This is a genomic window from Nonomuraea sp. NPDC049607, from assembly GCF_040675375.1.
Taxonomy (GTDB): Bacteria; Actinomycetota; Actinomycetes; order Streptosporangiales; family Streptosporangiaceae; genus Nonomuraea.
Genome location: NZ_JBFAOV010000010.1, coordinates 126,238 through 149,824, shown reverse-complemented (window position 1 = coordinate 149,824; position 23,587 = coordinate 126,238). Strand labels below are relative to the sequence as shown.

Below are 23,587 nucleotides of genomic sequence, written 5' to 3'. Positions count from 1 at the left end.
GGCCGCGCTTTCCCCGTCTTCCCCGGAGGTTCCACCATGACGATGTCCGCCCTGGGCGAGCCATGCGTTCTGCTCAAGCTGGGCGAGATCGTCCTCAAGGGCAAGAACCGTGAGCTGTTCGAGCGTCGCCTGATCGACAACATCCGCTTCGCGCTCCAGGATCTCGGCCTCAAGACGGACGTGCGCAGACGCCACGGCGTCGTCGCGATCTTCCTGCCCGAGGGTTCGGGCGTCGAGCAGGCCGAGGCGGTGGCCCGGCGGGTCGCCGACGTGCCCGGCCTGGTGTGGATCCACCAGACCTGGCGGGTGGCCAAAGACCCCGACAGCGTGCTCAAGGCCGCCCTGGAGCTGATCCGCGACCGCGAGGAGGTCGCCCGCGGGGCCCGCTTCGCCGTGCGCTCCCGCCGCCGCGACAAGCGCTTCCCGCTGCGCTCCAACGAGCTCGACCGGCTCGTCGGCGGCGCGATCAACGACGAGTACCACCTGCCCGTCGACCTGAAGAACCCCGAGCTGACCGTGCACATCGAGGTCGACAGGGACGAGGTGTTCGTCTTCACCGACGGCATCCCGGGCCAGGGCGGCCTGCCGGTCGGCAGCAGCGGCCGGGCGCTGGTGCTCATGTCGGGCGGCATCGACTCGCCGGTGGCGGCCTACCGGATGATGAAGCGCGGCCTCCACGTCGACTTCCTGCACTTCTCCGGCATCCCGTTCACCACCTCCGAGTCGATCTACAAGGCGTACGCGCTGGTCAGGAAGCTCGACAGGTTCCAGGGCAGGTCGCGGCTGTGGGTGGTGCCGTTCGGCAAGGCGCAGCAGTCGATCCGCAACTCGGGCCAGGACCGCCTGGCGGTGATCGCCCAGCGGCGGCTCATGCTGAAGACGGCCGAGGAGGTCGCCCACCGCATCCGCGCCGGTGCCCTGATCACCGGCGACGCGCTCGGCCAGGTCTCCTCCCAGACGCTGGCCAACATCACCGCCCAGGACAACGCGGTCGACCTGCCGATCCTGCGCCCGCTCGTGGGCTGGGACAAGACCGAGATCATGGCCGAGGCCCGGCGCATCGGCACGCTGGAGATCTCGGAGCTGCCCGACGAGGACTGCTGCTCCCTGCTGGCTCCCAAGCGCGCCGAGACCCGGGCCAAGATCGAGGACCTCAAGCAGATCGAGAAGCGGCTCGACGCCGAGGAGCTGTGCGTGCAGCTCGCCGACTCGATCCAGGAGTACACGCTGTAGGTCAGGCCGCGTCGACCTTGAACGGGTCGTGCTCGGCCAGCAGCTTGTCCAGCCTGGCCTGGTCCACGCGGTTGGTGACCTCCGCCAGCTCCTGCCGGTCGCGGACGACCTTGCACAGGTTGACCGTGGAGGTGACCACGTACAGCAGGCCGAGCGCGAGGAAGGCCCGGATCCAGCCGGAGGCCGGCAGGTAGATCAGGGCGATCACCACGGACGACACGGCGACGGCGAACGACAGGATCGCCTGGGCGTAGAACGCGGTGGTCTGCGTGGTACGGATGGGCTTGGTCATGAGCTCATGGTGATCCCGCAGGCCAGGCCGCCGCATGAGGTGTCGTACTCAGGTTACTCCTGAGTACGACAAGGCCGGGCCCCAGCCCCGGGCGCGGGGCTTGGCCGGGCCGATGGCAGGATGGCCCAAGACGCGAGATCGGTGAGGGGAGTGATCGTGGAGGAGTCGCGCCTGCCTCCAGGCCAGTACGTCCCGCGCGGCCGCCCCGTGATCCACTACGGCAGGGTGCCCTCGTTCAAGCCGGACAGCTGGGACTTCCGCGTCTTCGGGGCCACGGCCTCCGGCGAGGAGCACTGTCTGACCTGGGCGGACTTCGAGAAGCTGCCCCGGGACACGCGCATCGCCGACTTCCACTGCGTGACCAAGTTCTCCCTCATGGCCAACGAGTGGCGGGGCGTCACCCCGGCCACGATCATGGAGCTGGCGCCGCCCGACCCCGGCGTGCGTCACGTCATGATCTGGGCCGAGTACGGCTACAGCGCCAACCTCCGCATGTCCGACTTCGCCGCCCCCGACACCCTGCTCGCCACGGAGCTGGACGAGAAGCCGCTCAGCCCCGACCGCGGTTACCCCGTGCGCATCGTGGTCCCCCACCTGTACGCCTGGAAGAGCGTCAAATGGGTGCGGGCCATCGAATATCTCCTGGAGGACCGGCGAGGTTTCTGGGAGGAGCGCGGGTACCACAACCTGGCCGACCCCTGGCGCGAACAGCGTTACTCCTACCAGGAGGAACCCGGCCAGGGTCCACCCTAGACTTCACTCCGGGTTTCCACCCGAACACGGCCGGTTATTGGCTACGGTTTTGCGCATGCAGACCACCGCATGCGTGGCGCTCTCCCTTCTGACCTTCGTCCTCGGCTACGCCTGTGCCAGGGCGCGCCGCCGGCCGCTTCCCGGAGGCGGCGGCAAGGACGAGGCGACCTTCACCGCGTTGCACGTCGCGGGGCTGGCCGCGCCCGCCCTGCGTACCGGGCTCGACCGCGACTCGGCGCGCAAGGCCGTACGCCACCTGCACACGCTGCTCGGCACCCGGGCGGTCGCGATCACCTCCATCGACGCCGCGCTCGCCTGGGACGGCCCGTGCACCGACGACGTGCTCACCTACGCCCGCACCACCCTGGCCGCCGGGCGGGCGCAGGTGTTCGCCGGGCGGCCGTACGGGGCCGTGGTCGTGCCGCTGACCGTCGACGGCACGGTCGTGGGCACGCTGGCCGCCTTCGACGAGGAGGTCAGCGCGACGCTCGTGCGTACCGTGACCGAGCTGGGCCGCTGGGTGTCGGGGCAGCTCGAACTGGCCGACCTCGACGCCTCGCGGCGGCGGGCGCTGGAGGCCGAGATGCGCGCGCTGCGCGCCCAGATCTCGCCCCACTTCGTCTACAACGCGCTGACCACGATCGCCTCGTTCGTCCGCACGAACCCCAAGCGCGCCCGCGAGCTGCTGCTCGACTTCGCCGACTTCTCCCGCTACGCCCTGCGCAGGGCCCACGACTTCACCACCCTGGCCGACGAGCTGACCTGCGTCGACCGGTACCTGCTGCTGGAACGCGCCCGCTTCGGCGACAAGCTGCGCTTCAGCATGCAGGTCGCGCCCGAGGTGCTGCCGGTGCCGGTGCCCTTCCTGTGCCTCCAGCCGCTGGTGGAGAACGCCATCAAGCACGGCATGCGCGGCCGGCGCGGCGGCGGCGAGGTGCGGGTCGTGGTCCGCGACGCCGGCCCCGAGGCCCACATCACCGTCGAGGACGACGGCACCGGCATGGACCCCGAGTGCGCCAGGCGCATGCTCGACGGCGAACCGGCCCGCGAGGGCGGCGGCATCGGCCTGGCCAACGTCGACCTGCGCATGCGCCAGATCTACGGCGACGGCTACGGCCTCGTCGTGGAGACCGCGCTCGGCGCCGGCACGAGGGTGCGACTGCGCGTCCCGAAGACGCAATTTAGCTCATTGTAGTCTTTTCCTTACGCTGGGCTGGCGTGTCGCGGCTGACCTTTGCTTTCATACGGGAGCGTGGAGGCCATGCTGAGGGTCCTGGCAGTCGACGACGAGGTGCCCGCTCTTGAGGAACTCGCCTATCTGCTGCGCCAGGACACCAGAATCGAACACGTCGCGACCGCGGCCGACGGCGTCACCGCGCTGCAGGACATGGTGCAGATGATCGGCGGCGGCGAGCGGCTCGACGGGATCTTCCTCGACATCCGGATGCCGGGCCTCGGCGGGCTCGACCTCGCCCGGCTGGTCGGCGGCTTTCCCAGCCCGCCCAAGCTGGTGTTCGTCACGGCGCACGAGGAGTGCGCGGTGCAGGCGTTCGAGCTGGAGGCCGTCGACTACCTGCTCAAGCCGGTCCGGGCCGAGCGGCTGTCGGAGGCCGTCAGGCGGCTGGAGGCGGCCTCCGCGCCGCCCGCCGAGCCGAGCCAGGACGACGTCATCCCGGTCGAGCTGGGCGGCCGCACCAGGTTCGTGCCGCAGCAGGCCGTCTGGTTCGCCGAGGCCAAGGGCGACTACGTGCGGCTGCACACCGGCGACGGCAGCTACCTCGTCCGCATGTCGCTGGCCGCGCTCGAACGCCGCTGGTCGGAGGCGGGGTTCATCCGCGTCCACCGCAGCACGCTGGTCTCGGCGCGGCACGTCAGCGAGCTGCGTTTCGAGGGCGGCCGGGTCACGCTCACCGTCGGCACCGAGACGCTTCAGGTCAGCCGGCGTCACAGCCGCCAGGTGCGCGAGCAGCTCGTCCGCCAGCATCGCGGCGTCTTCTCCTGACCCTCGCCCGGCACGAACGGGCGGGCGGGCGTGAAGCAGGGCGTGCCGGCGGCCGGTCCACGGCCGGTCGCCGAGCCCGTCGCGGCTGCCCGATGGTAAAAGTTTTCCCAGGTCACATGGGTCGGACGCGGTGCGGGCAGGGCCCGGCCGCGTCGCGCTGCCTCCGTGGAGAACCCAGGAAGCAACCGTTCGTCGCCGGTGGGTGACCGTTCACCGGGCGGACACCCTCCGTATGTCGATGACTACAGACCGTTCAGCGAGCTGACCGTGAACGGGGTGTCTCCTACAAGATCGCGACCGTAGTGTTTCGGCATCGGAAGCCACCCGGCGCATCGGGGGGGGACGGGCCGCGAGGCCCAAGCAAGGGCCTGATGCGTCGGCTTCACCGGTGACCAACCAGGTCACCACGGCTGTCGGGCCCTTGACCGGGGGGTAGGGCCCGCCTGCCGATCACGTGAAGGGGCGCCTGCGGAGGCCACGGACCCCGGCCCCGCGATCCGGCCTTCGGGGGCGGCCGGATCGCGAAAGCAGGCGCCCCTCTCACGATCAGGAACCAGGCACCCGTCACCGGGGGAACGCCGGATCAGCCCTCGTCGCGAAGCTTCTTCAGCAGCTCGATGTCCTCGCGGTGCCTGTCGGCCTTGCCGGGCGTCTCGATGCAGAAGGGCACCCCCGCCACCGCCGGATGCCGCATGATCTCGGCGAACGGCTCCGCGCCGATGTGGCCCGCGCCGATGTTCTCGTGACGGTCCTTCTTGGCCCCGCACACGTCCTTCGAGTCGTTGGCGTGGATGAGCTTGAGCCGGCCGGGCGCGAGGGCGTGCAGCGCGTCGAACGTCTCCCGCACCCCGCCCTCGGCGGCCAGGTCGTGGCCGGCGGCGAAGGCGTGGCAGGTGTCGAGGCAGACGCAGGCCCGCGGGTGCCAGTCGAGCGCCGCGAGATAGGGCTCCAGGTCCTGGACGGTCGCGCAGAGCATCGCGCCCTGGCCCGCCATGGGCTCCAGCAGCAGGTCGGGGCCGCCCTCGGGGACCTCGTCGAGCAGCGGCAGCAGCGTCTCGCGCACCTGGCGCAGCGCGTCGTCGCGCGACTGGGTGACGGCCGAGCCGGTGTGGACGACGACGCCCTTGGCGCCGGTCTCGACCCCGCGCCGCAGCCCGTGGCGGACGACCGCGATGGAGTTGGCCAGCGTCTCGGGGTTGGGCGAGCCGAAGTTCACCAGGTACGGCACGTGGATGAAGGCGGTGACGCCGGACTCGGCCAGCTTGGCGTCCTCGGCGGGTTTGCCGTCGTTGAGCGCCCAGCCGCGCGGGTTGGTGACGAACACCTGGATCATCTCGGCGCCGATCTCGGCCATGTACTTCAGGCCGCCGGTCGCCAGGCCGCCGGTGACGGACACGTGCCCGCCGATCAGGGATGTCAAGGTCATGATGGCTCCCAGTGTAGGCGCAGCTCAGCGGCGTCCCGGCCGGGGCCGGGTTGGAGCATGACACGAAAAGTCCTGGCCATCCCGTTGCGTACTTGGGAGTTCTCACGGATGGACCGGGGAGCAGGCCCCTGTGTGTACTGCTGACATGCCCAACTCCTTGGCCCGGTTCAACCGGCGGCCGCGTGAGGAGGCGGAGGCCGAGCTGCTGGCCTGCTGCGCCTCCCGCGCCTTCGCCGCGGCGGTGGCCGCCCGCAGGCCCTACGCCGGCCGCGAACGGCTCGCCGAGGCCGCCGAGACCGCGGTGCGCGAGCTGAAGTGGCCCGACGTGCTGGAGGCGCTGGCGGCCCACCCGCGGATCGGGGAACGCCCGTCCGGGGACGGCCGGGAGTCGCGCTGGTCGCGCGAGGAGCAGGCGGGCGCGCACGAGGACACCTCCGAGGAGGCGTCGGAGCTGCGGGCCGCGCTGGCCGCGGGCAACCGTGCGTACGAGGAGCGTTTCGGGCACGTCTACCTGGTGTGCGCGACCGGCCTGAGCGGGGCCGAGCTGCTGGCCCGGCTGCGCGCCCGGCTGGGCAACGACGAGGAGGGCGAGCGCGGCGTCGTCCGCGACGAGCTGGCGAAGATCACCCGGCTCCGGCTGGGGAAGCTCATGGAAGAGGAGGGGAGATGAGCTTCTCGACACACGTCCTGGACGCGGTCGCGGGCCGGCCGGCCGCCGGGCTCCGCGTCCGGCTGGAGCGCGAGGGCCGCGTGCTCGCCCGGGGCAGCACCGACGCCGACGGCCGGATCACGGGCTGGGACACCGAGGAGGGCATGCACCGGGTCGTCTTCGACACCGGCGGCTACCTGGCCGACACCTTCTACCCCGAGGTCGTCATCGCCTTCACCGTCACCGACCCCGGCGCGCACCACCACGTGCCGCTGCTGCTCAGCCCGTACGCCTACTCCACCTACCGAGGGAGCTAGATGACCGTCAAGCTCGGCCCCAACCGCTACGGCAAGGCGGAGACCAGGCTCGTCCACGTGGTCAGGGACGGAGACGTCCACCACGTCAAGGACGTCAACGTCAGCTCCTCGCTGTCGGGCGACATGGAACAGGTGCACAGGAACGGCGACAACGCCGCCGTCCTGCCCACCGACACGCAGAAGAACACCGTCTACGCCTTCGCCAGGAAGCACGGCGTCGGCGAGATCGAGGACTTCGCCCTCTTACTGGCCCGCCACTACGTCTCGGCGCACGCCTCCATCCACCACGCGCGGGTGGAGATCGAGGAGTACGCCTGGAACCGCATCCCCGGCCGGTCGCTGCACTCCTTCGTGCGCGACGGCGGCGAGGTGCGCACGTGCGTCGTCCACCACGACCGGGACGGCCGCACTACCGTCGTGTCCGGCCTGAAGGACCTGGTCGTGCTGAACTCGACCGGCTCGGAGTTCCACGGCTACCTCGTGGACGAGTACACCACCCTCCAGCCGACGACCGACCGCGTCCTGGCCACCGCGGTCACCGCGCAATGGCGGCACACCGGGACGGGGGAGCGCCCGCCGTACGCGCGGGTGCGCGAGGGCCTGCTGGACGCGTTCGCGCAGACGTACAGCCTGTCGTTGCAGCAGACCCTCTACGCGATGGGCGAGCGGGTGCTGACGACCTGCCCGCAGGTCTGCGAGGTCAGGTTCGCGCTGCCGAACAAGCACCACTTCCTGGTCGACCTGTCGCCGTTCGGCCTGGACAACGAGAACGAGGTCTTCTACGCCGCCGACCGCCCCTACGGGCTGATCGAGGGCAGCGTGCTGCGCGAGGACGCGCCGGACGCGGGATTCGCCTGGGAGTGAGGACGATGGACTTCTTGCGGCCCACCACGTGGGCTGAGGCGCTGGCCGCCAAGGCGGACCGGCCCGGCGCGCTGCCCGTCCAGGGCGGCACGGACGTGATGGTGGAGATCAACTTCGACGTGCGCAGGCCGGAGGCGCTGCTCGACCTCAACCAGGTGGCCGAGCTGCGCGAATGGGGCATGACCGACGGGGTCTGCCGGATCGGGGCGGGGGTGACGTACGCGACGGTCGTCGACGAGCTGGACGGCATGCTGCCGGGCCTCGCGCAGGCCGCGCGCACGGTCGGCTCGCCGCAGATCCGCAACCGCGGCACGGTCGCCGGGAACCTCGGCGCGGCCTCGCCCGCGGGCGACAGCCACCCGCCGCTGCTGGCGGCGGGCGCGGTCGTCGAGGCCGAGTCGCGCGACCGGGGCATCCGCCTGATCCCCGCGCACGAGTTCTACCTCGGGGTCAAGCGCAACGCCCTGGAACCGGACGAGCTGATCAGGGCCGTGCGCGTCGGGCCCGCCCCGGGACCCCAGTACTTCTCCAAGGTCGGCACGCGCAACGCCATGGTGATCGCGGTGTGCTCGTTCGCGGTCGCGTTGCACCCCGGCGAGCGGCGGGTGGGCACCGGGATCGGCTCGGCCGCGCCCACGCCGCGCCGCGCCCTGGAGGCCGAGGCCCTGCTGGCCGCGGAGCTGGACTGGGACGCGCCGCTCGCCCCCGCGCTGCTGGCCCGCTTCGGCGAGCTGTGCGCGGCCGCCGCCGCGCCGATCGACGACGTGCGCGGCACGGCCGCCTACCGGGTGCACGCCGTCGGCGTGATGGCCCGGCGCACGCTCACCTGGGCCTGGAACGACCACCTCGCGAGGAGGGCCGCCTGATGCGCCTCAACGTCACCGTCAACGGCCGCGACCAGTGCGTGGACGACATCTGGGAGGGGGAGAGCCTGCTGTACGTCCTGCGCGAGCGGATCGGGCTCCCCGGCTCCAAGAACGCCTGCGAGCAGGGCGAATGCGGCTCGTGCACGGTCTATCTCGACGGGCTGCCGGTCTGCTCGTGCCTGGTCGCCGCCGGGCAGGCCGAGGGGCGGCGGGTGCGCACGGTCGAGGGGCTGGCCGAGGGCGACCGGCTCGACCCGGTGCAGGAGGCGTTCGTCGAGTGCGGGGCCGTGCAGTGCGGCTTCTGCACCCCCGGGCTCGTCGTACAGGCCCACGACCTGGTCGAACGCGTGCCCCGGCCCTCCGACGCCGAGATCCGCGAGGCCCTGGCGGGGAACCTGTGCCGCTGCACCGGCTACGAGAAGATCCTCGACGCGGTACGGCTGGCCGCCGCGCGGAAGGCGGCCCGATGACCCTGCTGATCGAGAACGCGCACATCGCGCCCGTCGTCGGCCCCGAGATCCCCTCCGGCCACATCGTGGTCGAGGGCGACCGGATCGCCGCGCTCGGCCCCGGCCCCGCGCCCGCGACCCCAGGCGCCCGGCGCGTGGACGGCTCCGGCTGCCTGGCCACGCCCGGCCTGGTCAACACCCACCACCACCTCTACCAGTGGGCCTCGCAGGGGCTGGCCCAGGACGCCACCCTGTTCGAGTGGCTGGTGGCTCTCTACGATGTGTGGGCCGCCATGGACGCCGAGGTCGTCAGAGGCGCGGCCACGGCCGGGCTCGGCTGGCTGGCGACGGGCGGGTGCACCACCTCCAGCGACCACCACTACGTCTTCCCCAAGGGCAGGGGCGACCTGTTCGCGGCCGGGGTCGAGGCCGCGCGGGAGATCGGCGTCCGCTTCCACCCGGCGCGCGGCTCGATGGACCGCGGCCGGTCGCACGGCGGGCTGCCGCCGGACGAGGTGGTCGAGGAGCTCGACAACGCCCTGGCCGCGACCGCCGAGGCGGTGGACGCCCACCACGACCCGTCGCCGTCCTCGATGGTGCGGGTCGCGGTCGCGCCGTGCTCGCCGTTCTCGGCCAGCGCGGAGCTGATGACCCAGTCGGCCGCCCTGGCCAGGGACAAGGGCGTGCGCCTGCACACCCACCTGGCCGAGACCCTCGACGAGGACGAGCACTGCATGGAGCAGTTCGGTCTGCGTCCGGTCGACTACATGGACAAGCTCGGCTGGCTCGGGCCCGACGTGTGGCTCGCGCACGCCGTGCACCTCAGCGACGCCGACATCGCCAAGCTGGCCCGCACCGGCACGGGCGCGGCCCACTGTCCCTCCTCCAACGGCCGCCTGGGCGCGGGCATCGCCCGGGTGTCGGAGATGTTGCGCCGGGGCGCGAACGTCGGCCTCGGCGTGGACGGCAGCGCCTCCTCCGAGCTGACCTCACCGGCCGGGGAGATGCGGCAGGCCCTGCTGTTCCAGCGGGCCAGGTACGGCCCCCGCGCGCTGTCGGCCCGTCAGGCGCTGGAGCTGGCCACCCTCGGCGGGGCGCGCAACCTGGGCCGCGAGGCCGAGCTCGGCTCGCTGGAGCCCGGCAAGCTGGCCGACGTCGTCCTGTGGCGGACCGGCGGGCCCTTCACCGCCGCCGTGGCCGACCCGGTGTGCGCGCTGGTGTTCGGGCCGCCGCCGCCGGTGGCCCGCGTCCTGGTCGGCGGCCGGACCGTGGTCGAGGACGGCGAGCTGCGGACGACGTCCCACGACGCGGCCGGTCGGGCGGGCGCCGACGCCCACCGCAGGCTCATGCGGCTGGCGGCCGAACGCGGGCTCTCGGCGGAGAGGGAGATCCATCACTAAGGTGTGAATGTCCGGAACGTGGCATCCAGCACTGAAAGGCGGTCCCGTGTCGGCAGAACTCCCCGGCGAGCGGCTGGCGCAGCTCAGAAGCACCTTCGCCGAGATCGACACCGACGGCGACGGCTTCGTCAGCGAGGCCGAGCTGAAGCGGCACTTCCCCGACCTGCCCGCCGAGGCCCTCGGCGCGCTGAGCCAGGAGGCCGACACCGACCAGGACGGGCGTTACTCGCTGGAGGAGTTCATCCGCCTGGTCGCCTGACGCCCTCGGGCGCGCCGCCTACGCCGACGGCGCGCTCCAGAGGGCGCTCCGACAGCGCCGCGCCTCGGCGGCGGCGGCCTACTCCGACAGGGCGCGCTCCAGGGGCGTGCGGAAGCGAGGGGTGATCCGTGCGCCGCCGAGCCAGGAGGCCAGACCGGCGATCTCGGCCTCCACGGCGGTCACGGCGTCGGAGCCCACGTCGGTGAGCGCCCGCCACACGATCTCGCCGCCGGGACGCTGCCCCCAGCCGCCGACGACCCGGCCGTCCCACCACACGGTCGGGCCGACGTTGCCGCTGCGGTCGAACAGCTCGGCCCGGTGCTCCTTCGGCAGGTACCAGTCGCGGCCCTGCCAGCCCATCGGCGTCGGGTCGAGGGCGGGCAGCAGCGCCGCCCACGGCTCGGGCTCGGGCGTCTCGTCCAGGTCGCCGGGCAGGACGTACCCGGGGCCCTCGTCCAGCTCGACCTCGACCGCGCCGACGGCGGCCAGCGCGGCGCGCACCTCGCGCAGCGTCCAGCCGGTCCACCACTTGACGTCGGCCTCCGTGCCGGGGCCGAACGCGGCCAGCCAGCGGCGTACCAGCTCCGCCTGGGCCTGCGGGACGGCCAGGTCGTCCATGGGCGGGGCGACGGCCCACAGGTGCTGCGTGCTCGTCCAGGAGCCGGACGGGCGGCCCTGCCGGACGAGCCGGCCCTCCATGCCCATCAGCGTGATCAGCCGCTGCCCGACGCTGTGCACGGCCTCGTACGGCTTGCCCACGGCCACCCGGAACTGCTCGCGCAGCCGCGGCTCCAGCACCCCCAGCCGGGCCGCCGTAGCCGTGCCCTCCTCGGCCAGGACGCGCAGCACCGACGACTCCACCTCCGCCAGCCACGGCTCGTCCCAGCCGCCGGCCGCGGTGAGCTCCTTGACCAGCGCCCTGCGCACCCTCGTGGCGACCGCGAGCGTGGAGGAGTGGTGCACGACGGGCACCAGCGCGGCCGGGACCACGAACACCGTGCGCCGCATCCCGTGCATGCGCACCAGCGTGCGGTCCTCGTACAGGGCCCGCTCGACCGGCGCCGGGCCGGGGGCGGTGAGCCGCGCGCCCGCCGACAGGAACACGGTCGCCGGGTCGGTCGCGTGCAGCGCCACCACGGAGGCCGTCGCCTCCTCCGGGCTCGCCGCCTTGGCCGCCAGGCTGTGGCGCACGCCCAGACGACGCCGCCGCTCCCGCTCAGAAATGCGCATGAAAAGCCTCCTTACGGGATGTGAGCCTAGTTGGAGGATCAAACACCTCAGAACCCGTCAAGACCGCTCAGATTCGCGGCTGCTTCAGGGAGGCTGTTCGCTGAGGGCACCCACCCTGGGCCGCCCTCGGTCAGGGGCCTGATGTGATGATGAGTCACGCCTTCCTGCCCGCTCGCACCGGGCAGGAAGGCGTGTCCGGCCATTGTTCAGCATCTTGTGGGAGTTCGTAGTGGTTAAGCAGGTTCTGGTGGCACCCGACAAGTTCAAGGGCTCCCTCACCGCCGCCGAGGTCGCGGCGCGGGTGTCGGCCGGGCTCGGGGTGCCCACGGTCGAGCTGCCGGTCGCCGACGGCGGCGACGGCACCGTCGAGGCGGCCGTGGCCTGCGGGTTCGACCGCGTCACAGCGGAGGTCACCGGGCCCACCGGCGAACGCGTGACCGCGGCCTACGCCTGGCGGGCCGCGGATGGCACGCCGACGGCGGTGGTCGAGCTGGCCGAGGCGTCCGGGCTGCGGCGGCTGCCCGCCGGGCTCGCCCCGCTGACCGCCACCTCCTACGGCACCGGAGAGCTGATCGCCGACGCCCTGCGCAGGGGGGCGCGGCGAATCGTCCTCGGGCTGGGCGGCAGCGCCTGCACCGACGGGGGAGCGGGCATGGTCCGGGCGCTCGGCGCGCGCCTGCTCGACGACGACGGCGCCGAGCTGCCCGACGGCGGCGCCGCGCTGCGCGGGCTGGCCCGCATCGACCTGTCCGGGTTCGCCGACGTCGCCGGGGTGGAGTTCGTCGTGGCCGGCGACGTGGACAACCCGCTGCTCGGCCCGCACGGAGCCGCCGCCGTCTACGGGCCGCAGAAGGGCGCCACCCCCGACGACGTCAAGGTGCTGGAGGCCGGGCTGTCCCGGCTGGCCGCGGTCGCCACGCAGACCCACGGCCTGGTCGGCGCGGTCGAGCACGACGACACCCCGCGCGCCATGGGCGTGGCCGGAGCCCCCGGGGCGGGCGCGGCGGGCGGCGTCGGGTTCGCGGCGCTGGCCTTTCTCCACGCCGAGCTGCGTCCCGGCATCGAATACCTGCTCGACCTGCTCGGCTTCGGCGCGCTCGTCCAGGGCGCGCGGCTGGTGATCACCGGTGAGGGGTCGCTCGACGAGCAGTCCCTGCGCGGCAAGGCGCCGATCGGCGTGGCCCAGGCCGCGGCCAGGGCGGGCGTGCCGGTCGTCGCGGTCTGCGGCCGGCGCACCCTCGGCGACACCGAGCTCAAGGACGCCGGCATCGAGGCCGCCTACGCCCTGACCGATCTGGAGCCCGACCCGGCCCGCTGCATGGCCGAGGCGGGTCCGCTGCTCGAACGCCTGGCCGCTCGCGTGGCGGCCGACCATCTGGAGGGCAGATGACCGCTTACGACGTCGTCGTCCGCTCCCGCCGGGCCGTCACGCCCGAGGGGGAGCGGGCGGTGGCCGTGGCCGTGCGGGGCGAGCGCATCGAGGCCCTGTACGACTACGACGCGCCCCTCGATGCCGTCGAGGACGTCGACCTGCGTGACCTGGCCTTGCTGCCCGGCCTGGTGGACACGCATGTGCACGTCAACGAGCCGGGCCGTACGCATTGGGAGGGGTTCGCCTCGGCGACCAGGGCGGCCGCCGCCGGCGGGGTGACCACGATCGTGGACATGCCGCTCAACTCCGTGCCGCCCACCGTCAGCGTGGAGGCGCTGGAGGTCAAGTTGCGGGCCGCGCGCGGGCAGTGCCACGTGGACGTGGGGTTCTGGGGCGGGGCGGTCCCGGGCAACCTCAAGGAGCTGCGGCCGTTGCACGAACGCGGCGTGCGGGGTTTCAAGTGCTTCATGTCGCCGTCGGGTGTGGAGGAGTTCCCACCGCTGGGCACGGCGGAGCTGCGGGCGGTGCTGGCGGAGGTGGCCGGGTTCGGCGGGCTCGTCGTCGTGCACGCCGAGGACCCGGAGCTGCTGGCCGAGCCGGGCGGGCCGACGTACCGGGAGTTCCTGGAGTCGCGGCCGGGGGCGGCCGAGGCCAGTGCGGTGGCGCGGGTCGTCGCGCTGGCCGCGCAGACCGGGGCGCGGGTGCACGTCCTGCACGTCTCCAGCGCCGAGTGCCTGGAGGTGCTGGCGCGGGCCCAAGCCGAGGGGGTGGCGGTCACGGCCGAGACCTGCCCGCACTATCTGACGCTGGAGGCCGAGCAGGTGCCCGAGGGGCGCACGGCCTACAAGTGCTGCCCGCCCATCCGGTCGCGGGCCAACCGCGAGCTGCTGTGGGAGGGCCTGGCCGGCGGTGTGCTGAGCTGTGTGGTCTCCGACCACTCGCCCTCGCCCGCCGATCTGAAGGTGCCCGACTTCGCCGCCGCCTGGGGTGGGGTCGCCTCTCTCCAGGTGGGTCTGTCGGCGGTGTGGACGGAGGCCGCCCGGCGCGGTCACACCCTGGCCGACGTCGTCGGCTGGATGTCGTCGGCGCCGGCCGCGCTGGCCGCGATCCTCGGCAAGGGCGCGATCGGTCCCGGTAACGACGCCGACCTGGTCGCCTTCGACCCCGGCGCCGACAACCCGGTGGACGCCGCCCGCCTGCACCACCGTAATCCCGTCACCCCGTACCACGGCCGGGTGCTCAAGGGCGTCGTCCTGACCACCTGGCTGCGCGGCCGTCCCGTGGACACGCAGCCGCACGGCCGCCTCATCTTGGGAGAACAGTAGATGTCCGGCTTCACCACCCTGCCCGACCTGGCCCTGCGCACCCTCGGCGGTTCGGTCGTCGCGGCCAGCGACGAGTCGTTCGCCGAGAAGGAGAGCCTGATCAGGCCGGGTCGTCCCGGGTTCCGTGCCGAGACGTTCGGCAACAAGGGGCAGGTGTACGACGGGTGGGAGACCCGCCGCCGTCGCACGCCCGGCCATGACTGGGCGCTGGTGCGGCTGGGCCTGCCGGGGGTGATCCGCGGTGTGGTGATCGACACGGCCTGGTTCAAGGGCAACTACCCGCCGCACGCGTCGGTCGAGGCCGCCGCCGTGCCCGGCCATCCCTCAGCGGCCGAGCTGGCCGCCGCCGACTGGACGGAGATCGTCCCCAGGACGGGGCTCAAGGGCGACGCCGAGCATCACGTCGAGGTCACCGGCGACGACACCCGGTACACCCACGTACGGCTGAACATGTACCCCGACGGCGGCATCGCCCGCCTGCGCGTGCACGGCGAGGTACGCCCCGACCTGTCGGTCTACGACGGCCTGAGCCTCGACCTGGCCGCGCTGCAGAACGGCGGCCTGGTCACCGCCTGTTCTGATGCGTTCTACTCCGCGCCCAACAATGTCATCGCTCCCGGGCTGGCCCGGCATCAGGCCGAGGGCTGGGAGACCGCGCGCCGCCGGGAGCCGGGCAACGACTGGCTGCTGATCCGCCTGGCCGGGCCGGGCCTGGTGCGCCTGGCCGAGATCGACACCACGAACCTGATCTTCAATGCCCCCGGCCACGTGGCGCTCACCGGGCTGTCCGGCGGACGTGAGATCGGGCTGCTGCCCAAGACCCGGTTGCAGCCCGACCTGCCCCACCGCTTCCGCCTCGACCACTCCGAACCGGTCACCCACGTCCGGGTCGACATCTACCCGGACGGCGGGCTGGCCAGGGTCCGCCTGCACGGCCACCTGGCCTGAGGAGGGCTACTGCCAGAGGTAGACGGTGGCGCCGGGCGGTCGCTCGCTGTTCGGTAACGGCCGCTGGTACTGGACGACGCCGCCGTTGGCCAGCCGGCTGACCCGGACGTGGAAGCCCAGCGACTCCAGCTCCGACTTGGCGTCCTTGACGTTCTTGCCGATGACCGCGGGCACCAGGCGGAAGTCCTGGTCGTCGCGGGCCTCGTTGTCGCCCTTGAACCAGTCCCAGAAGTCGGTCTGGCAGCGCGCCACCGTGATCATGGCGGGCGTGCCCTTGTCGACCTCGGACTTGGCCTTGGGCGCCTGGGCGATGACCGTGCAGGGCTCGGCGTCGTCGTCGACCTCGTTGACCTGCACCTGGAAGCCCTGGCCGCCCAGGTAGGCGGCGGCCTCGTCCTTCGGCATGCCGGTCACGTCGGGCATCACCATGCCGGCGCTCACGAAGATGCCGACCTTCGCGCCCTCCTTGACCTTCTCGCCCGCCTCGGGGGAGCTGCGGATCACCTTGTTCCGCTCGACCTCGGCGCTGGGCAGGCGCTTGACGCTGCCCACGGTGAGCCCGGCCTCGGCGATCTTGACGCGGGCCTCGTCGCTGGTCAGCCCCTTGACGCTGGGGACGATCACCCGCTTGGGGCCGAGCGAGGGCACCAGCGTGATCGTGCCGCCGCTCTCCAGCTCGGTCTTGCCCTCGGGGTCGGTACGCAGCACCAGCCCCTCGGCGGTGTCCTCGTCGTACTCGCCCGCGACCTTGTGGATCTTGAAGCCCTTGCTCGTGGCGGTCCGCTCGGCGACCACCATGTTCTGGCCGACCAGGTCGGGCACCGGCACCATCTTGGTCTGGGAGAAGTACCAGCCGGTCACCGCCACCGCGACCACCATGACCGCGGCGAGGGTGACCAGGAACCAGTTGGGCTTGAACGAGCGCGTGGACGGCGGCGGCGACACCGGCGGCACCGGCGGCGCCATCTCGGCGCGCGGCTGGATCAGCGTGTGGGCGGGCGCGGCCATCGGCATCGACGGGGCGCCCGCGCCGCTCGGACGCGGCGGGATCGACTGGTTGAACACCGCCGTCATGGCCGGCGGGGTGCTCAGCCGGGGCAACATGCGATGGGCCTCGACCGCCTGGACGAGCATCGCCGTGGCGTCGTTGGGGCGGTCGTGCGGCTCGCGGGCCGTGGCGTGCGCGACGAGCGTGTCGATCAGCGGCGGCACCTCGGGCACCAGCGCCGACGGCGGCGGCACCGTGTCGTGGACGTGCCGGTAGGCCACCGACATCGGCGTCTCGCCGTCGTAGGGCTGCTGCCCGGTCACCAGCTCGAACAGCATGATGCCCGCGGCGTAGACGTCGCTGCGCACGTCGGCGCCGCCGGTGGTGACCTGCTCGGGCGACATGTAGCCGATCGTGCCGATCATCACGCCGGTACGGGTCTGGTTGGTCGCCTCGATGGCCCTGGCCAGCCCGAAGTCGACGACCTTGACCCGGCCGTCGTCGGTCATCAGCACGTTCTCGGGCTTCACGTCGCGGTGGACCATCCCGGCCTGGTGGGCCGCGCCCAGGGCGGCGAGCACCGGGATCATGATCTCCAGTGCCTCGCGGGCGGGCAGCCTGCCGCGCTCGCGCAGGATGTCGCGGAGCGTGCGGCCCGGCACGTACTCCATCGACAGGTAGACGACGTCGGTGTCGGTGCCCTGGTCGAAGACGTGCACCACGTTGGGGTGGGACAGACTCGCGACCGACTTGGCCTCACCGATGAACCTGCGGACGAAGGCCGGGTCCTCGGCGAGCGAGGAGTGCATGACCTTCAGCGCGACAGTGCGGTCCAGCCGGACGTCGAGCGCCAGGTAGACGGTCGCCATACCGCCCCGGGCGATCCGGCTCTCGATGCGGTAGCGCCCATCGAGGAGCCGCCCGACCAGGGGGTCCGCAGTCGTCTTATCCACCACCCCCCTGAGTTTACGGGCGTTTTGGCACCGGCAGGGCCCGCGCGCCCGAAACCGATGCGGAGACGTTCCCAGGAGAGCGGCCCCGACCGGCGGGAGGACCCGGCGCGAGCCGAGCCCTCCGAGGGATCTGAGGGGGATCCTACGCGGCGAACTTCCGGCGGGCCCCTACGGGGTCGTCGGCGAGGACGCCTCCGCGTAGCGGCGGCGCGGGATCCTGCCCGCCTGCCGCGCCTGGCGCCCCGCCGCCACGGCCGCCCTCATCGCCGAGGCCATGAGCTCGGGCCGCTGCGCGCGGGTCACCGCCGTGGCCAGCAGCACCGCGTCGCAGCCCAGCTCCATGGCCAGGGCGGCGTCGCTGGCCGTGCCGATGCCCGCGTCGAGGATCACCGGAACCGCGGCGGCCTCCACGATGAGCTCGATGTTGTGCGGGTTCCTGATGCCGAGGCCCGACCCGATCGGCGCGCCCAGGGGCATCACGGCCGCGCAGCCAACCTGCTCCAGCCGCCGCGCCAGCGCCGGGTCGTCGCCGATGTACGGCAGCACCACGAACCCGTCGGCCACCAGCCGCTCGGCCGCGTCGAACGTCTCGATCGGGTCGGGCAGCAGCGTGCGCTCGTCGGAGATGACCTCTAGCTTGACCCAGTTCGTCCCCAGGGCCTCGCGGGCCAGCCGGGCCGTCAGGACGGCCTCGCCCGCGGTGAAGCAGCCCGCGGTGTTGGGCAGCACCTTGATGTCGCGGCGGCGCAGCACGTCGAGGACCGAGCCGCGGGCGCCGGGGTCGAGCCGCCGCATGGCCACCGTGGTCAGCTCGGTGCCCGAGGCGGCCAGCGCCTGGTCGAGCACCTCCAGGGAGGGCGCGCCGCCGGTGCCCATGATGAGCCGGGAGGAGAACTTCTCCCCGGCGATGATCAGCTCATCCACCCTGCACCGCCGTCAGCACCTCGACGCGGTCGCGGTCGCCGAGCGCCGTCGTCTCCCACGAGCTGCGCGTCACCACCTCGTCGTTCACGGCCACCGCGACCCCGGTGGTGGCGGTGGTCAGCGTCCGTACGGCCTGGGCCACGGTGGTGCCGTCGGCCACCTCGTGCGCGGCGCCGTTGATCGTCACAATCATGAAATATCCCGAAATCTCGCGGGCGAGCACAGCGCGGCCAGCTCGCCCTCCTCACCCGTCAGAATCCCCACACCCGGCAACGACCCCGCCCCGCGTGACGCCACCCCTGAGGACGCGGCCGCCCCTGAAGACGCCGCCCCTGAGGACGCGGGCCCACCTGGAGACGCTGTCCCTCGGGACGCTGCCGCCCCTGAAGACGCCGCCCCTGAGGGCGTTGGCCCCTTGGGGGCTGCCCCTGAGGGCGGCGTCACCGTGGTGGGGGTCGCAGGGGACGGCGTCGCCCCGGCAGGTGTCGTGAGGGTTGCTGTGACCAGGGCCGCCGTGAGGGGGGCCAGCAGGACCCCGCCCCGGTGGTGGCCGGTCGCCAGCACCAGCCCGGGAGCCTCGCCCGGCCCGATGATCGGCAGGTTGTCGGGGGTGCCCGGCCGCAGCCCGGCGACCACGTCGGCGACCTCCAGCTCGGTGACGCCCGGCACCAGCTCCCTGGCGTCCCGCAGCAGCTCGTAGAGCCCGCCGGCGGTCACCCGGGTGTCGAACCCCAGCTCCTCCTGCGTGGCCCCGAGCACCAGCTCGCCGTCGCCCCTGGGGACGAGGTAGACGGGGGCGCCGTGCACCATCCCGCGTACGCACCGCCCGAGCAGCGGCTGCGGCGAGCGCAACCGCATGATCTGTCCCTTGATCGGCCGTACCGGCACGCCGGCCAGCTCTCCGCTCCACGCCCCGGCGGCCAGCACCACGCGATCGGCCGCGATCTCCCGCACGGCGGCGCCAGGCTGACCCGGGTCGGGTTCGAGGCGCACACCGATCACGGCACCCGCCGCGGCCCCGGTGCCAACGCCGCTCCCAGTGTCGCCGTCGCGCAGCAGCCCGGTCGCCCGCGCCCGCACCAGGGGCACGCCCAGCCGGTCGAGCGCGGCCAGCAGCGCCGCCGTGACGCGGCGCGGGTCGACCCAGGCGTCGCCGGGGGCCAGCAGCCCGCCGCGCACCGACGGGGCCAGCATGGGCTCCAGGCGGCGGCACTCGCGCCCGGTCAGCCGCTCCACCCGGAGCCCCAGCTTGTCCATGAACGCCGCCAGGTCGTCGAGCGCCGCGAGGTCGTCGGCCCCGAAGGCGACGTCGAGCGTGCCGTCGGCGCGCAGGTCGAGTCCCCGGCGCGCGGCCTCCATCGACCCCGCCTCCCCGGCCACCCGCCCGAACCCGCCGCCGAACCCCGAGCCGGTCTCACTGCCGAACCCCGCGCCGGTCCCCGAGCCGGTCTCACTGCCGAACCCCGCGCCGAAGCCCGAGCCGGTGCCACCGCCGAACCCCGCGCCGAAGCCCGAGCCGGTCCCACCGGCGGGCCCTGTGGCGAAGCCCGCGGCGGACCCGTCGTCCAGCCCCGCGTCGGCGGCCAGCTCGGCCGCGAAGGACGGCCACCGGCTCAGCGACGCGGCCCCCAGCCGCAGCAGCGGCTCCTCGGTGTAGGCGACCTCGCTGACGGGGGCGAGCATCCCGGCCGCCGCGTAGGAGGCCCCGCGGCCCGGGGCCGGGTCGACCACCGTGACGGGCGACCCCGCACGGGCCAGCCGCCAGGCGATCGACAACCCGACGACCCCGCCGCCCACGATCACATTCATCCGCGCTCCCTTCGCCGGCATGATCCGGATCAGGTGTCTTGCGGTCGAAGGCCCGTTCAAGCCTTCCTCTCAGCCCGGTGACGGCCGGACTCCCGCGCGTCTTGCCCTCCCAGCCTACGGCCTCGGTGCGACGCGCCGGCACGGCCCCCGTTATGGTCATGAACGTGAACCATGTCGTAGTGGTGGGAGCGGGCCTGGCCGGGCTGCGGAGCGCCGAGGCGCTGCGCGGGCGCGGCTTCACCGGACGGATCACGCTGATCGGCCAGGAGCGCCATCGGCCCTACGACCGCCCGCCTCTGTCCAAGGCCGTCCTGTCGGGCGCCGCCGACTCCAGCTTCCTGGAGGCCGACCTCGATGCGCTGGAGATCGACTTCTGGCCCGGCGTCACCGCCAAGGCTCTTCGCCGGGGCGTCCTGGAGACGACCGAGGGCGAGCTCGGCCATGACGGCCTGGTGATCGCCACCGGCGCCGAGCCGATCACCGTGCCCGGCGACGGCCCCCAGCACGTCCTGCGCACCCTCGACGACGCCCACGAGCTGCGCGCCGGGCTGGTGGCCGGGGCGCACGTCGCGATCATCGGCGCGGGCTGGATCGGCGCCGAGGTCGCCACCGCCGCCCGCAAGGCCGGTTGCACGGTGACCGTGATCGAGGCCGGCCCCACCCCGCTGGCCAACGCCGTGGGCCCGGAGATCGGCGCCCGCACCCTGCACTGGTACGACGGCATCGACCTGCGCCTGAACACCATGGTCGACGAGGTGGACGAGGGCGGCGTACGGCTGGTGGGCGGCGAGTTCGTCCAGGCCCACGTGGTCGTCACCGGCATCGGCGTGCGGCCCGCCATCGAATGGCTGGCCGGTTCCGACATCGACCTGCACAACGGCGTCGTCACCGACGAGCACCTGCGCACGTCCATGCCGGGTGTGGTCGCGGCCGGCGACTGCGCCGCCTGGTGGTCGCGCCGCTACGGCACCCGGCTCCGCGTCGAGCACTGGGACACCGCGCTCGGCTCGCCCGAGGTCGCCGCCGCGACCCTGCTGGGCGAGGAGGCCGTCTACGATCCGGCGCCCTACTTCTGGTCCGAGCAGTTCGGTCACATGGTCCAGTACATCGGCCACCATCCCTCCGGCGACCGCCTGGTCTACCGGGGCGAGCCCGAGGGCAAGTGGTCGGCCGTCTGGCTGACCTCGGGCGACACCCTCGCCGCTGTGCTCGCCGTCGACCGGCCCCGGGACTACGTGCAGGGCCGTAGGATCATCGAAGGCGGTCACCGCCTCGACACAGAACGCCTGGTAGATCCAGAGGTCCCCCTACGGGATTGTGTTGTTTGAGCAAGGACGGCATGTGGTAGTTGTGGTTTCGTGACGCTTTCTGTTGCACAGATCGACCGGGAGACCGACCAGCTCGTCGACGAGTGGCTCACTCTCCCCGAAGTGGCCTCACGCCTCGACCTTTCGATCGGGCGGGCCAAGCAACTCCTCAAGGACCACAAGCTGCTCGGCGTACGCCGCGGCGGCGGCGGGCCGCAGGTGCCCGCGGTGTTCCTCGACGGGAAGGACGTGATGAAGGGCCTGCCCGGCACACTGACCGTGTTGCTCGACGCCGGCTACGACGACGTGGAGTCGCTGCGCTGGCTCTTCACCCCAGACGAGTCCCTGCCGGGGTCGCCCATCGAGGCGATCAAGGCCGGCCGTCACACGGAGGTCAAGCGGCGTGCCCAGGCCCTCGGTTTCTGAGGCCCGCCTCTATCTCTGCACCGACGGCCGCCGCGACCGCGACGACCTGGCAGAGTTCCTCGATGCGGTGCTGGCCGGCGGCGTGGACATCATCCAGCTGCGGGAGAAGGGCCTGGAGGCACGCGAAGAACTCGCGCTCCTGGAAGTCTTCCGCGACGCCTGCGACCGGCACGGCAAGCTGCTGGCCGTCAACGACCGGGCGGACATCGCCTACGCCGCCCGGCCCGACGTGCTCCACCTGGGGCAGGACGACCTTCCCGTGACGGTCGCGCGAGAGATACTCGGCGACGACATCGTCATCGGCCGGTCCACCCACTCCATCGCCGAGGCGTCCGCCGCGGCCGTGGAGGAGGGCGTCGACTACTTCTGCTGCGGCCCGATCTGGCCCACGCCGACCAAGCCGGGCCGCCACGCGCCCGGCCCGGCGCTGCTGCGGCACGCCGCGTCGCTGGGGTCGGCCTCGGACCCGGAATCGCCGCGGCCGTGGTTCGGGATCGGCGGCATCGACCTCGCCAACCTCGACGAGGTCATGTCGTACGGCGTGAGCCGCGTGGTGGTCGTACGCGCGATCACCGACGCGGAGGACCCGGGGGCGGCGGCGGCCGAGTTCGCCAAGCGCCTGAGCCCCTGAACCGACCGGGCGCCCGTCCTCGACGGGCGCCCCAGGCCAGGTGCCCGGCCAGAGTGCCGGGGTCAGGTCTTGCGGGACGTCGCGGCGATGGCCAGCTCGGTCAGCGCCGTGCGCGCCTCGGCGGTGACGGGCGCCTCGTCGAGCGCGGTCAGGGCGTCGGCGAGATAGCCGGCGATCAGGTCTTCGCACTCCCGCAGCGCGCCGGTGTCCGTGATGATCTCGCGCAGGGTGGTCACCCCGTCCTCGTCGAGCGCGGGGTCGCCGAGCAGCCTGCGCACCGTCGCGGCCGACTCCGGCGTGGCCGCGGCCAGGGTACGGGCCACCAGCATCGTGCGCTTGCCCTCCCGCAGGTCGTCGCCGGCCGGCTTGCCGGTCTGGGCCGGGTCGCCGAACACGCCGAGGATGTCGTCCCTGAGCTGGAAGGCGATGCCGACGCGGCGGCCGTAGCCGGTGCACAGCTCGTCCATCCACGGCTCCAGGGCGGCGGCGGCGAGCACCAGGCCGAGCCGGAGCGGCTGCTCCACCGAGTACTTGCCGCTCTTGAACAGCGCCACCCGCAGCGCCGACTCGAAGGTGTTCTCGCCGTGGGCCTGCTCCAGCAGGTCGAGGTACTGGCCGCACATCAGCTCGGTGCGCATGTGGTCGTGGACGGGCTGGGCGGCGGCCAGCGACGCCGGCGGCAGGCCGCTGGTGCGCCACATCTCGCCCGACCACACCAGCAGCAGGTTGCCCAGCAGGATCGCGGCGCCCTCGCCGAACTGGTCGGCCGAGCCGTGCCAGCCCTCCTTCTCGTGCAGGGTCTGGAAGCGGCGGTGGGCGGCCGGCATGCCCCTGCGCAGGTCGCTCTTGTCCATCACGTCGTCGTGCACGAGCGCGCTGGCCTGCAACAGCTCCAGCGACGCGGCGGCGGTGAAGATCTCGGGCACGTCGGTGCCGCCCGCGCCGCGCCAGCCCCAGTAGCAGAACGCGGGACGCAGGCGCTTGCCGCCGGCCAGCAGGTCGCCCGCGGCGGTGCGCAGCGGTTCGAGTTCGGCGTCGCCCGAGGCGGGCAGTTGCCGTTCGACGAACTCCCCCAAGGCGCGCTCCACCTGGGTGCGCAGGGCGTCCATGCTCGCGGCGTCAGTGGTCATGCCTTGAGACTAGTGGGCGCGGACTCGGGTTCGG

Annotated in this window: 25 protein-coding genes and 1 riboswitch; of the genes, 17 read left to right on the top strand and 8 right to left on the bottom strand. The window is 73.0% G+C overall.

Annotation, left to right across the window (positions count from 1 at the left end):
- Window positions 1-36: 36 nt before the first annotated feature.
- Window positions 37-1,233 carry a tRNA uracil 4-sulfurtransferase ThiI gene (thiI, locus tag AB0J97_RS21595; protein WP_357705293.1) on the top strand — a complete coding sequence of 399 codons (1,197 nt, stop codon included), beginning with the start codon at window positions 37-39 and terminating at the stop codon, window positions 1,231-1,233.
- 1 nt (window position 1,234) lies between these two features.
- Here the strand turns inward: thiI and AB0J97_RS21590 are convergent, their stop codons facing one another.
- Window positions 1,235-1,525 carry a YiaA/YiaB family inner membrane protein gene (locus AB0J97_RS21590; protein WP_364091291.1) on the bottom strand — a complete coding sequence of 97 codons (291 nt, stop codon included), beginning with the start codon at window positions 1,523-1,525 and terminating at the stop codon, window positions 1,235-1,237.
- A 156-nt stretch (window positions 1,526-1,681) separates the two neighbouring features.
- Between AB0J97_RS21590 and AB0J97_RS21585 the strand changes: the two genes are divergently transcribed.
- The 3 genes from AB0J97_RS21585 (at window position 1,682) to AB0J97_RS21575 (ending at window position 4,280) form a co-directional block, all read left to right on the top strand.
- Window positions 1,682-2,278 (top strand): molybdopterin-dependent oxidoreductase, encoded by a 597-nt coding sequence (locus tag AB0J97_RS21585; RefSeq protein WP_364091289.1) that lies wholly within the window; start codon window positions 1,682-1,684, stop codon window positions 2,276-2,278.
- A 55-nt stretch (window positions 2,279-2,333) separates the two neighbouring features.
- The gene (locus AB0J97_RS21580; RefSeq protein ID WP_357705296.1) at window positions 2,334-3,473 is read left to right on the top strand and encodes a histidine kinase; all 1,140 of its coding nucleotides are present in this window, start codon (window positions 2,334-2,336) and stop codon (window positions 3,471-3,473) included.
- 66 nt (window positions 3,474-3,539) lie between these two features.
- Complete coding sequence (locus tag AB0J97_RS21575) at window positions 3,540-4,280, top strand: LytTR family DNA-binding domain-containing protein (RefSeq protein ID WP_357705297.1); 741 nt, start codon at window positions 3,540-3,542, stop codon at window positions 4,278-4,280.
- 583 nt (window positions 4,281-4,863) lie between these two features.
- Here AB0J97_RS21575 and AB0J97_RS21570 read toward each other — a convergent pair.
- Complete coding sequence (locus AB0J97_RS21570) at window positions 4,864-5,706, bottom strand: deoxyribonuclease IV (protein ID WP_364091286.1); 843 nt, start codon at window positions 5,704-5,706, stop codon at window positions 4,864-4,866.
- A gap of 145 nt (window positions 5,707-5,851) precedes the next feature.
- Here AB0J97_RS21570 and uraD point away from each other — a divergent pair, with 145 nt between their 5' ends.
- Genes uraD through AB0J97_RS21535 form a run of 7 tightly spaced genes read left to right on the top strand, consistent with a single transcriptional unit; the run spans window position 5,852 to window position 10,510 of the window.
- Entirely contained in the window at window positions 5,852-6,376 is a 525-nt protein-coding gene (uraD, locus tag AB0J97_RS21565) for a 2-oxo-4-hydroxy-4-carboxy-5-ureidoimidazoline decarboxylase (protein WP_364091284.1), read from the top strand.
- Window positions 6,373-6,672: a hydroxyisourate hydrolase gene (gene uraH / locus AB0J97_RS21560; RefSeq protein WP_364091282.1), complete on the top strand. Its 300-nt coding sequence runs from the start codon at window positions 6,373-6,375 to the stop codon at window positions 6,670-6,672. Before uraD ends, uraH begins: the two co-directional genes overlap by 4 nt.
- Window positions 6,673-7,536 (top strand): factor-independent urate hydroxylase, encoded by an 864-nt coding sequence (gene pucL / locus AB0J97_RS21555; RefSeq protein WP_357705301.1) that lies wholly within the window; start codon window positions 6,673-6,675, stop codon window positions 7,534-7,536.
- Between the two features lie 5 nt (window positions 7,537-7,541).
- A complete protein-coding gene (locus tag AB0J97_RS21550; protein WP_364091280.1) occupies window positions 7,542-8,402 on the top strand; it encodes an FAD binding domain-containing protein in 861 nt (286 codons plus the stop codon).
- Entirely contained in the window at window positions 8,402-8,872 is a 471-nt protein-coding gene (locus tag AB0J97_RS21545; protein ID WP_364091278.1) for a (2Fe-2S)-binding protein, read from the top strand. The genes AB0J97_RS21550 and AB0J97_RS21545 overlap by 1 nt, the downstream gene beginning before the upstream one ends.
- Entirely contained in the window at window positions 8,869-10,251 is a 1,383-nt protein-coding gene (locus AB0J97_RS21540; RefSeq protein WP_364091276.1) for an 8-oxoguanine deaminase, read from the top strand. Before AB0J97_RS21545 ends, AB0J97_RS21540 begins: the two co-directional genes overlap by 4 nt.
- A gap of 46 nt (window positions 10,252-10,297) precedes the next feature.
- The gene (locus AB0J97_RS21535; protein WP_357705305.1) at window positions 10,298-10,510 is read left to right on the top strand and encodes an EF-hand domain-containing protein; all 213 of its coding nucleotides are present in this window, start codon (window positions 10,298-10,300) and stop codon (window positions 10,508-10,510) included.
- A 78-nt stretch (window positions 10,511-10,588) separates the two neighbouring features.
- On the opposite strand, the gene AB0J97_RS21530 is transcribed toward AB0J97_RS21535, so the two are convergent.
- On the bottom strand, window positions 10,589-11,740 hold the full coding sequence (locus tag AB0J97_RS21530) for a winged helix DNA-binding domain-containing protein (protein ID WP_364091274.1): 1,152 nt from the start codon (window positions 11,738-11,740) through the stop codon (window positions 10,589-10,591).
- A gap of 247 nt (window positions 11,741-11,987) precedes the next feature.
- Between AB0J97_RS21530 and AB0J97_RS21525 the strand changes: the two genes are divergently transcribed.
- The 3 genes from AB0J97_RS21525 to alc are packed head-to-tail and all read left to right on the top strand — an operon-like array spanning window position 11,988 to window position 15,385.
- Window positions 11,988-13,130, top strand: coding sequence for a glycerate kinase (locus tag AB0J97_RS21525; RefSeq protein ID WP_364091272.1), 1,143 nt, complete (start codon window positions 11,988-11,990; stop codon window positions 13,128-13,130).
- Entirely contained in the window at window positions 13,127-14,437 is a 1,311-nt protein-coding gene (allB, locus tag AB0J97_RS21520) for an allantoinase AllB (RefSeq protein ID WP_364091270.1), read from the top strand. Before AB0J97_RS21525 ends, allB begins: the two co-directional genes overlap by 4 nt.
- On the top strand, window positions 14,438-15,385 hold the full coding sequence (alc, locus tag AB0J97_RS21515; RefSeq protein ID WP_364091268.1) for an allantoicase: 948 nt from the start codon (window positions 14,438-14,440) through the stop codon (window positions 15,383-15,385). It abuts the gene before it with no gap.
- A 6-nt stretch (window positions 15,386-15,391) separates the two neighbouring features.
- Here alc and pknB read toward each other — a convergent pair whose 3' ends face one another.
- From pknB to AB0J97_RS21495, 4 genes are all read right to left on the bottom strand, one after another.
- Window positions 15,392-17,326: a Stk1 family PASTA domain-containing Ser/Thr kinase gene (pknB, locus tag AB0J97_RS21510; RefSeq protein ID WP_364091266.1), complete on the bottom strand. Its 1,935-nt coding sequence runs from the start codon at window positions 17,324-17,326 to the stop codon at window positions 15,392-15,394.
- 168 nt (window positions 17,327-17,494) lie between these two features.
- A complete protein-coding gene (locus AB0J97_RS21505; RefSeq protein WP_364091264.1) occupies window positions 17,495-18,250 on the bottom strand; it encodes a thiazole synthase in 756 nt (251 codons plus the stop codon).
- Complete coding sequence (gene thiS, locus AB0J97_RS21500) at window positions 18,243-18,443, bottom strand: sulfur carrier protein ThiS (RefSeq protein ID WP_352331034.1); 201 nt, start codon at window positions 18,441-18,443, stop codon at window positions 18,243-18,245. The genes AB0J97_RS21505 and thiS overlap by 8 nt, the downstream gene beginning before the upstream one ends.
- A complete protein-coding gene (locus AB0J97_RS21495; RefSeq protein ID WP_364091262.1) occupies window positions 18,440-20,059 on the bottom strand; it encodes an FAD-dependent oxidoreductase in 1,620 nt (539 codons plus the stop codon). Before AB0J97_RS21495 ends, thiS begins: the two co-directional genes overlap by 4 nt.
- Window positions 20,049-20,165, bottom strand: a riboswitch (TPP riboswitch). Its footprint overlaps the gene before it by 11 nt.
- Before the next feature lie 52 nt (window positions 20,166-20,217).
- Here AB0J97_RS21495 and AB0J97_RS21490 point away from each other — a divergent pair.
- The 3 genes from AB0J97_RS21490 to thiE are packed head-to-tail and all read left to right on the top strand — an operon-like array spanning window position 20,218 to window position 22,423.
- Window positions 20,218-21,387, top strand: a complete 1,170-nt coding sequence (locus AB0J97_RS21490; protein ID WP_364091260.1) for an FAD-dependent oxidoreductase — start codon at window positions 20,218-20,220, stop codon at window positions 21,385-21,387.
- A 30-nt stretch (window positions 21,388-21,417) separates the two neighbouring features.
- Window positions 21,418-21,792 (top strand): Rv2175c family DNA-binding protein, encoded by a 375-nt coding sequence (locus AB0J97_RS21485; RefSeq protein ID WP_357705314.1) that lies wholly within the window; start codon window positions 21,418-21,420, stop codon window positions 21,790-21,792.
- Window positions 21,770-22,423 (top strand): thiamine phosphate synthase, encoded by a 654-nt coding sequence (gene thiE, locus AB0J97_RS21480; RefSeq protein WP_364091258.1) that lies wholly within the window; start codon window positions 21,770-21,772, stop codon window positions 22,421-22,423. The genes AB0J97_RS21485 and thiE overlap by 23 nt, the downstream gene beginning before the upstream one ends.
- 62 nt (window positions 22,424-22,485) lie before the next feature.
- Here thiE and AB0J97_RS21475 read toward each other — a convergent pair whose 3' ends face one another.
- On the bottom strand, window positions 22,486-23,553 hold the full coding sequence (locus tag AB0J97_RS21475; protein WP_364091256.1) for a polyprenyl synthetase family protein: 1,068 nt from the start codon (window positions 23,551-23,553) through the stop codon (window positions 22,486-22,488).
- Between the last annotated feature and the right edge of the window lie 34 nt (window positions 23,554-23,587).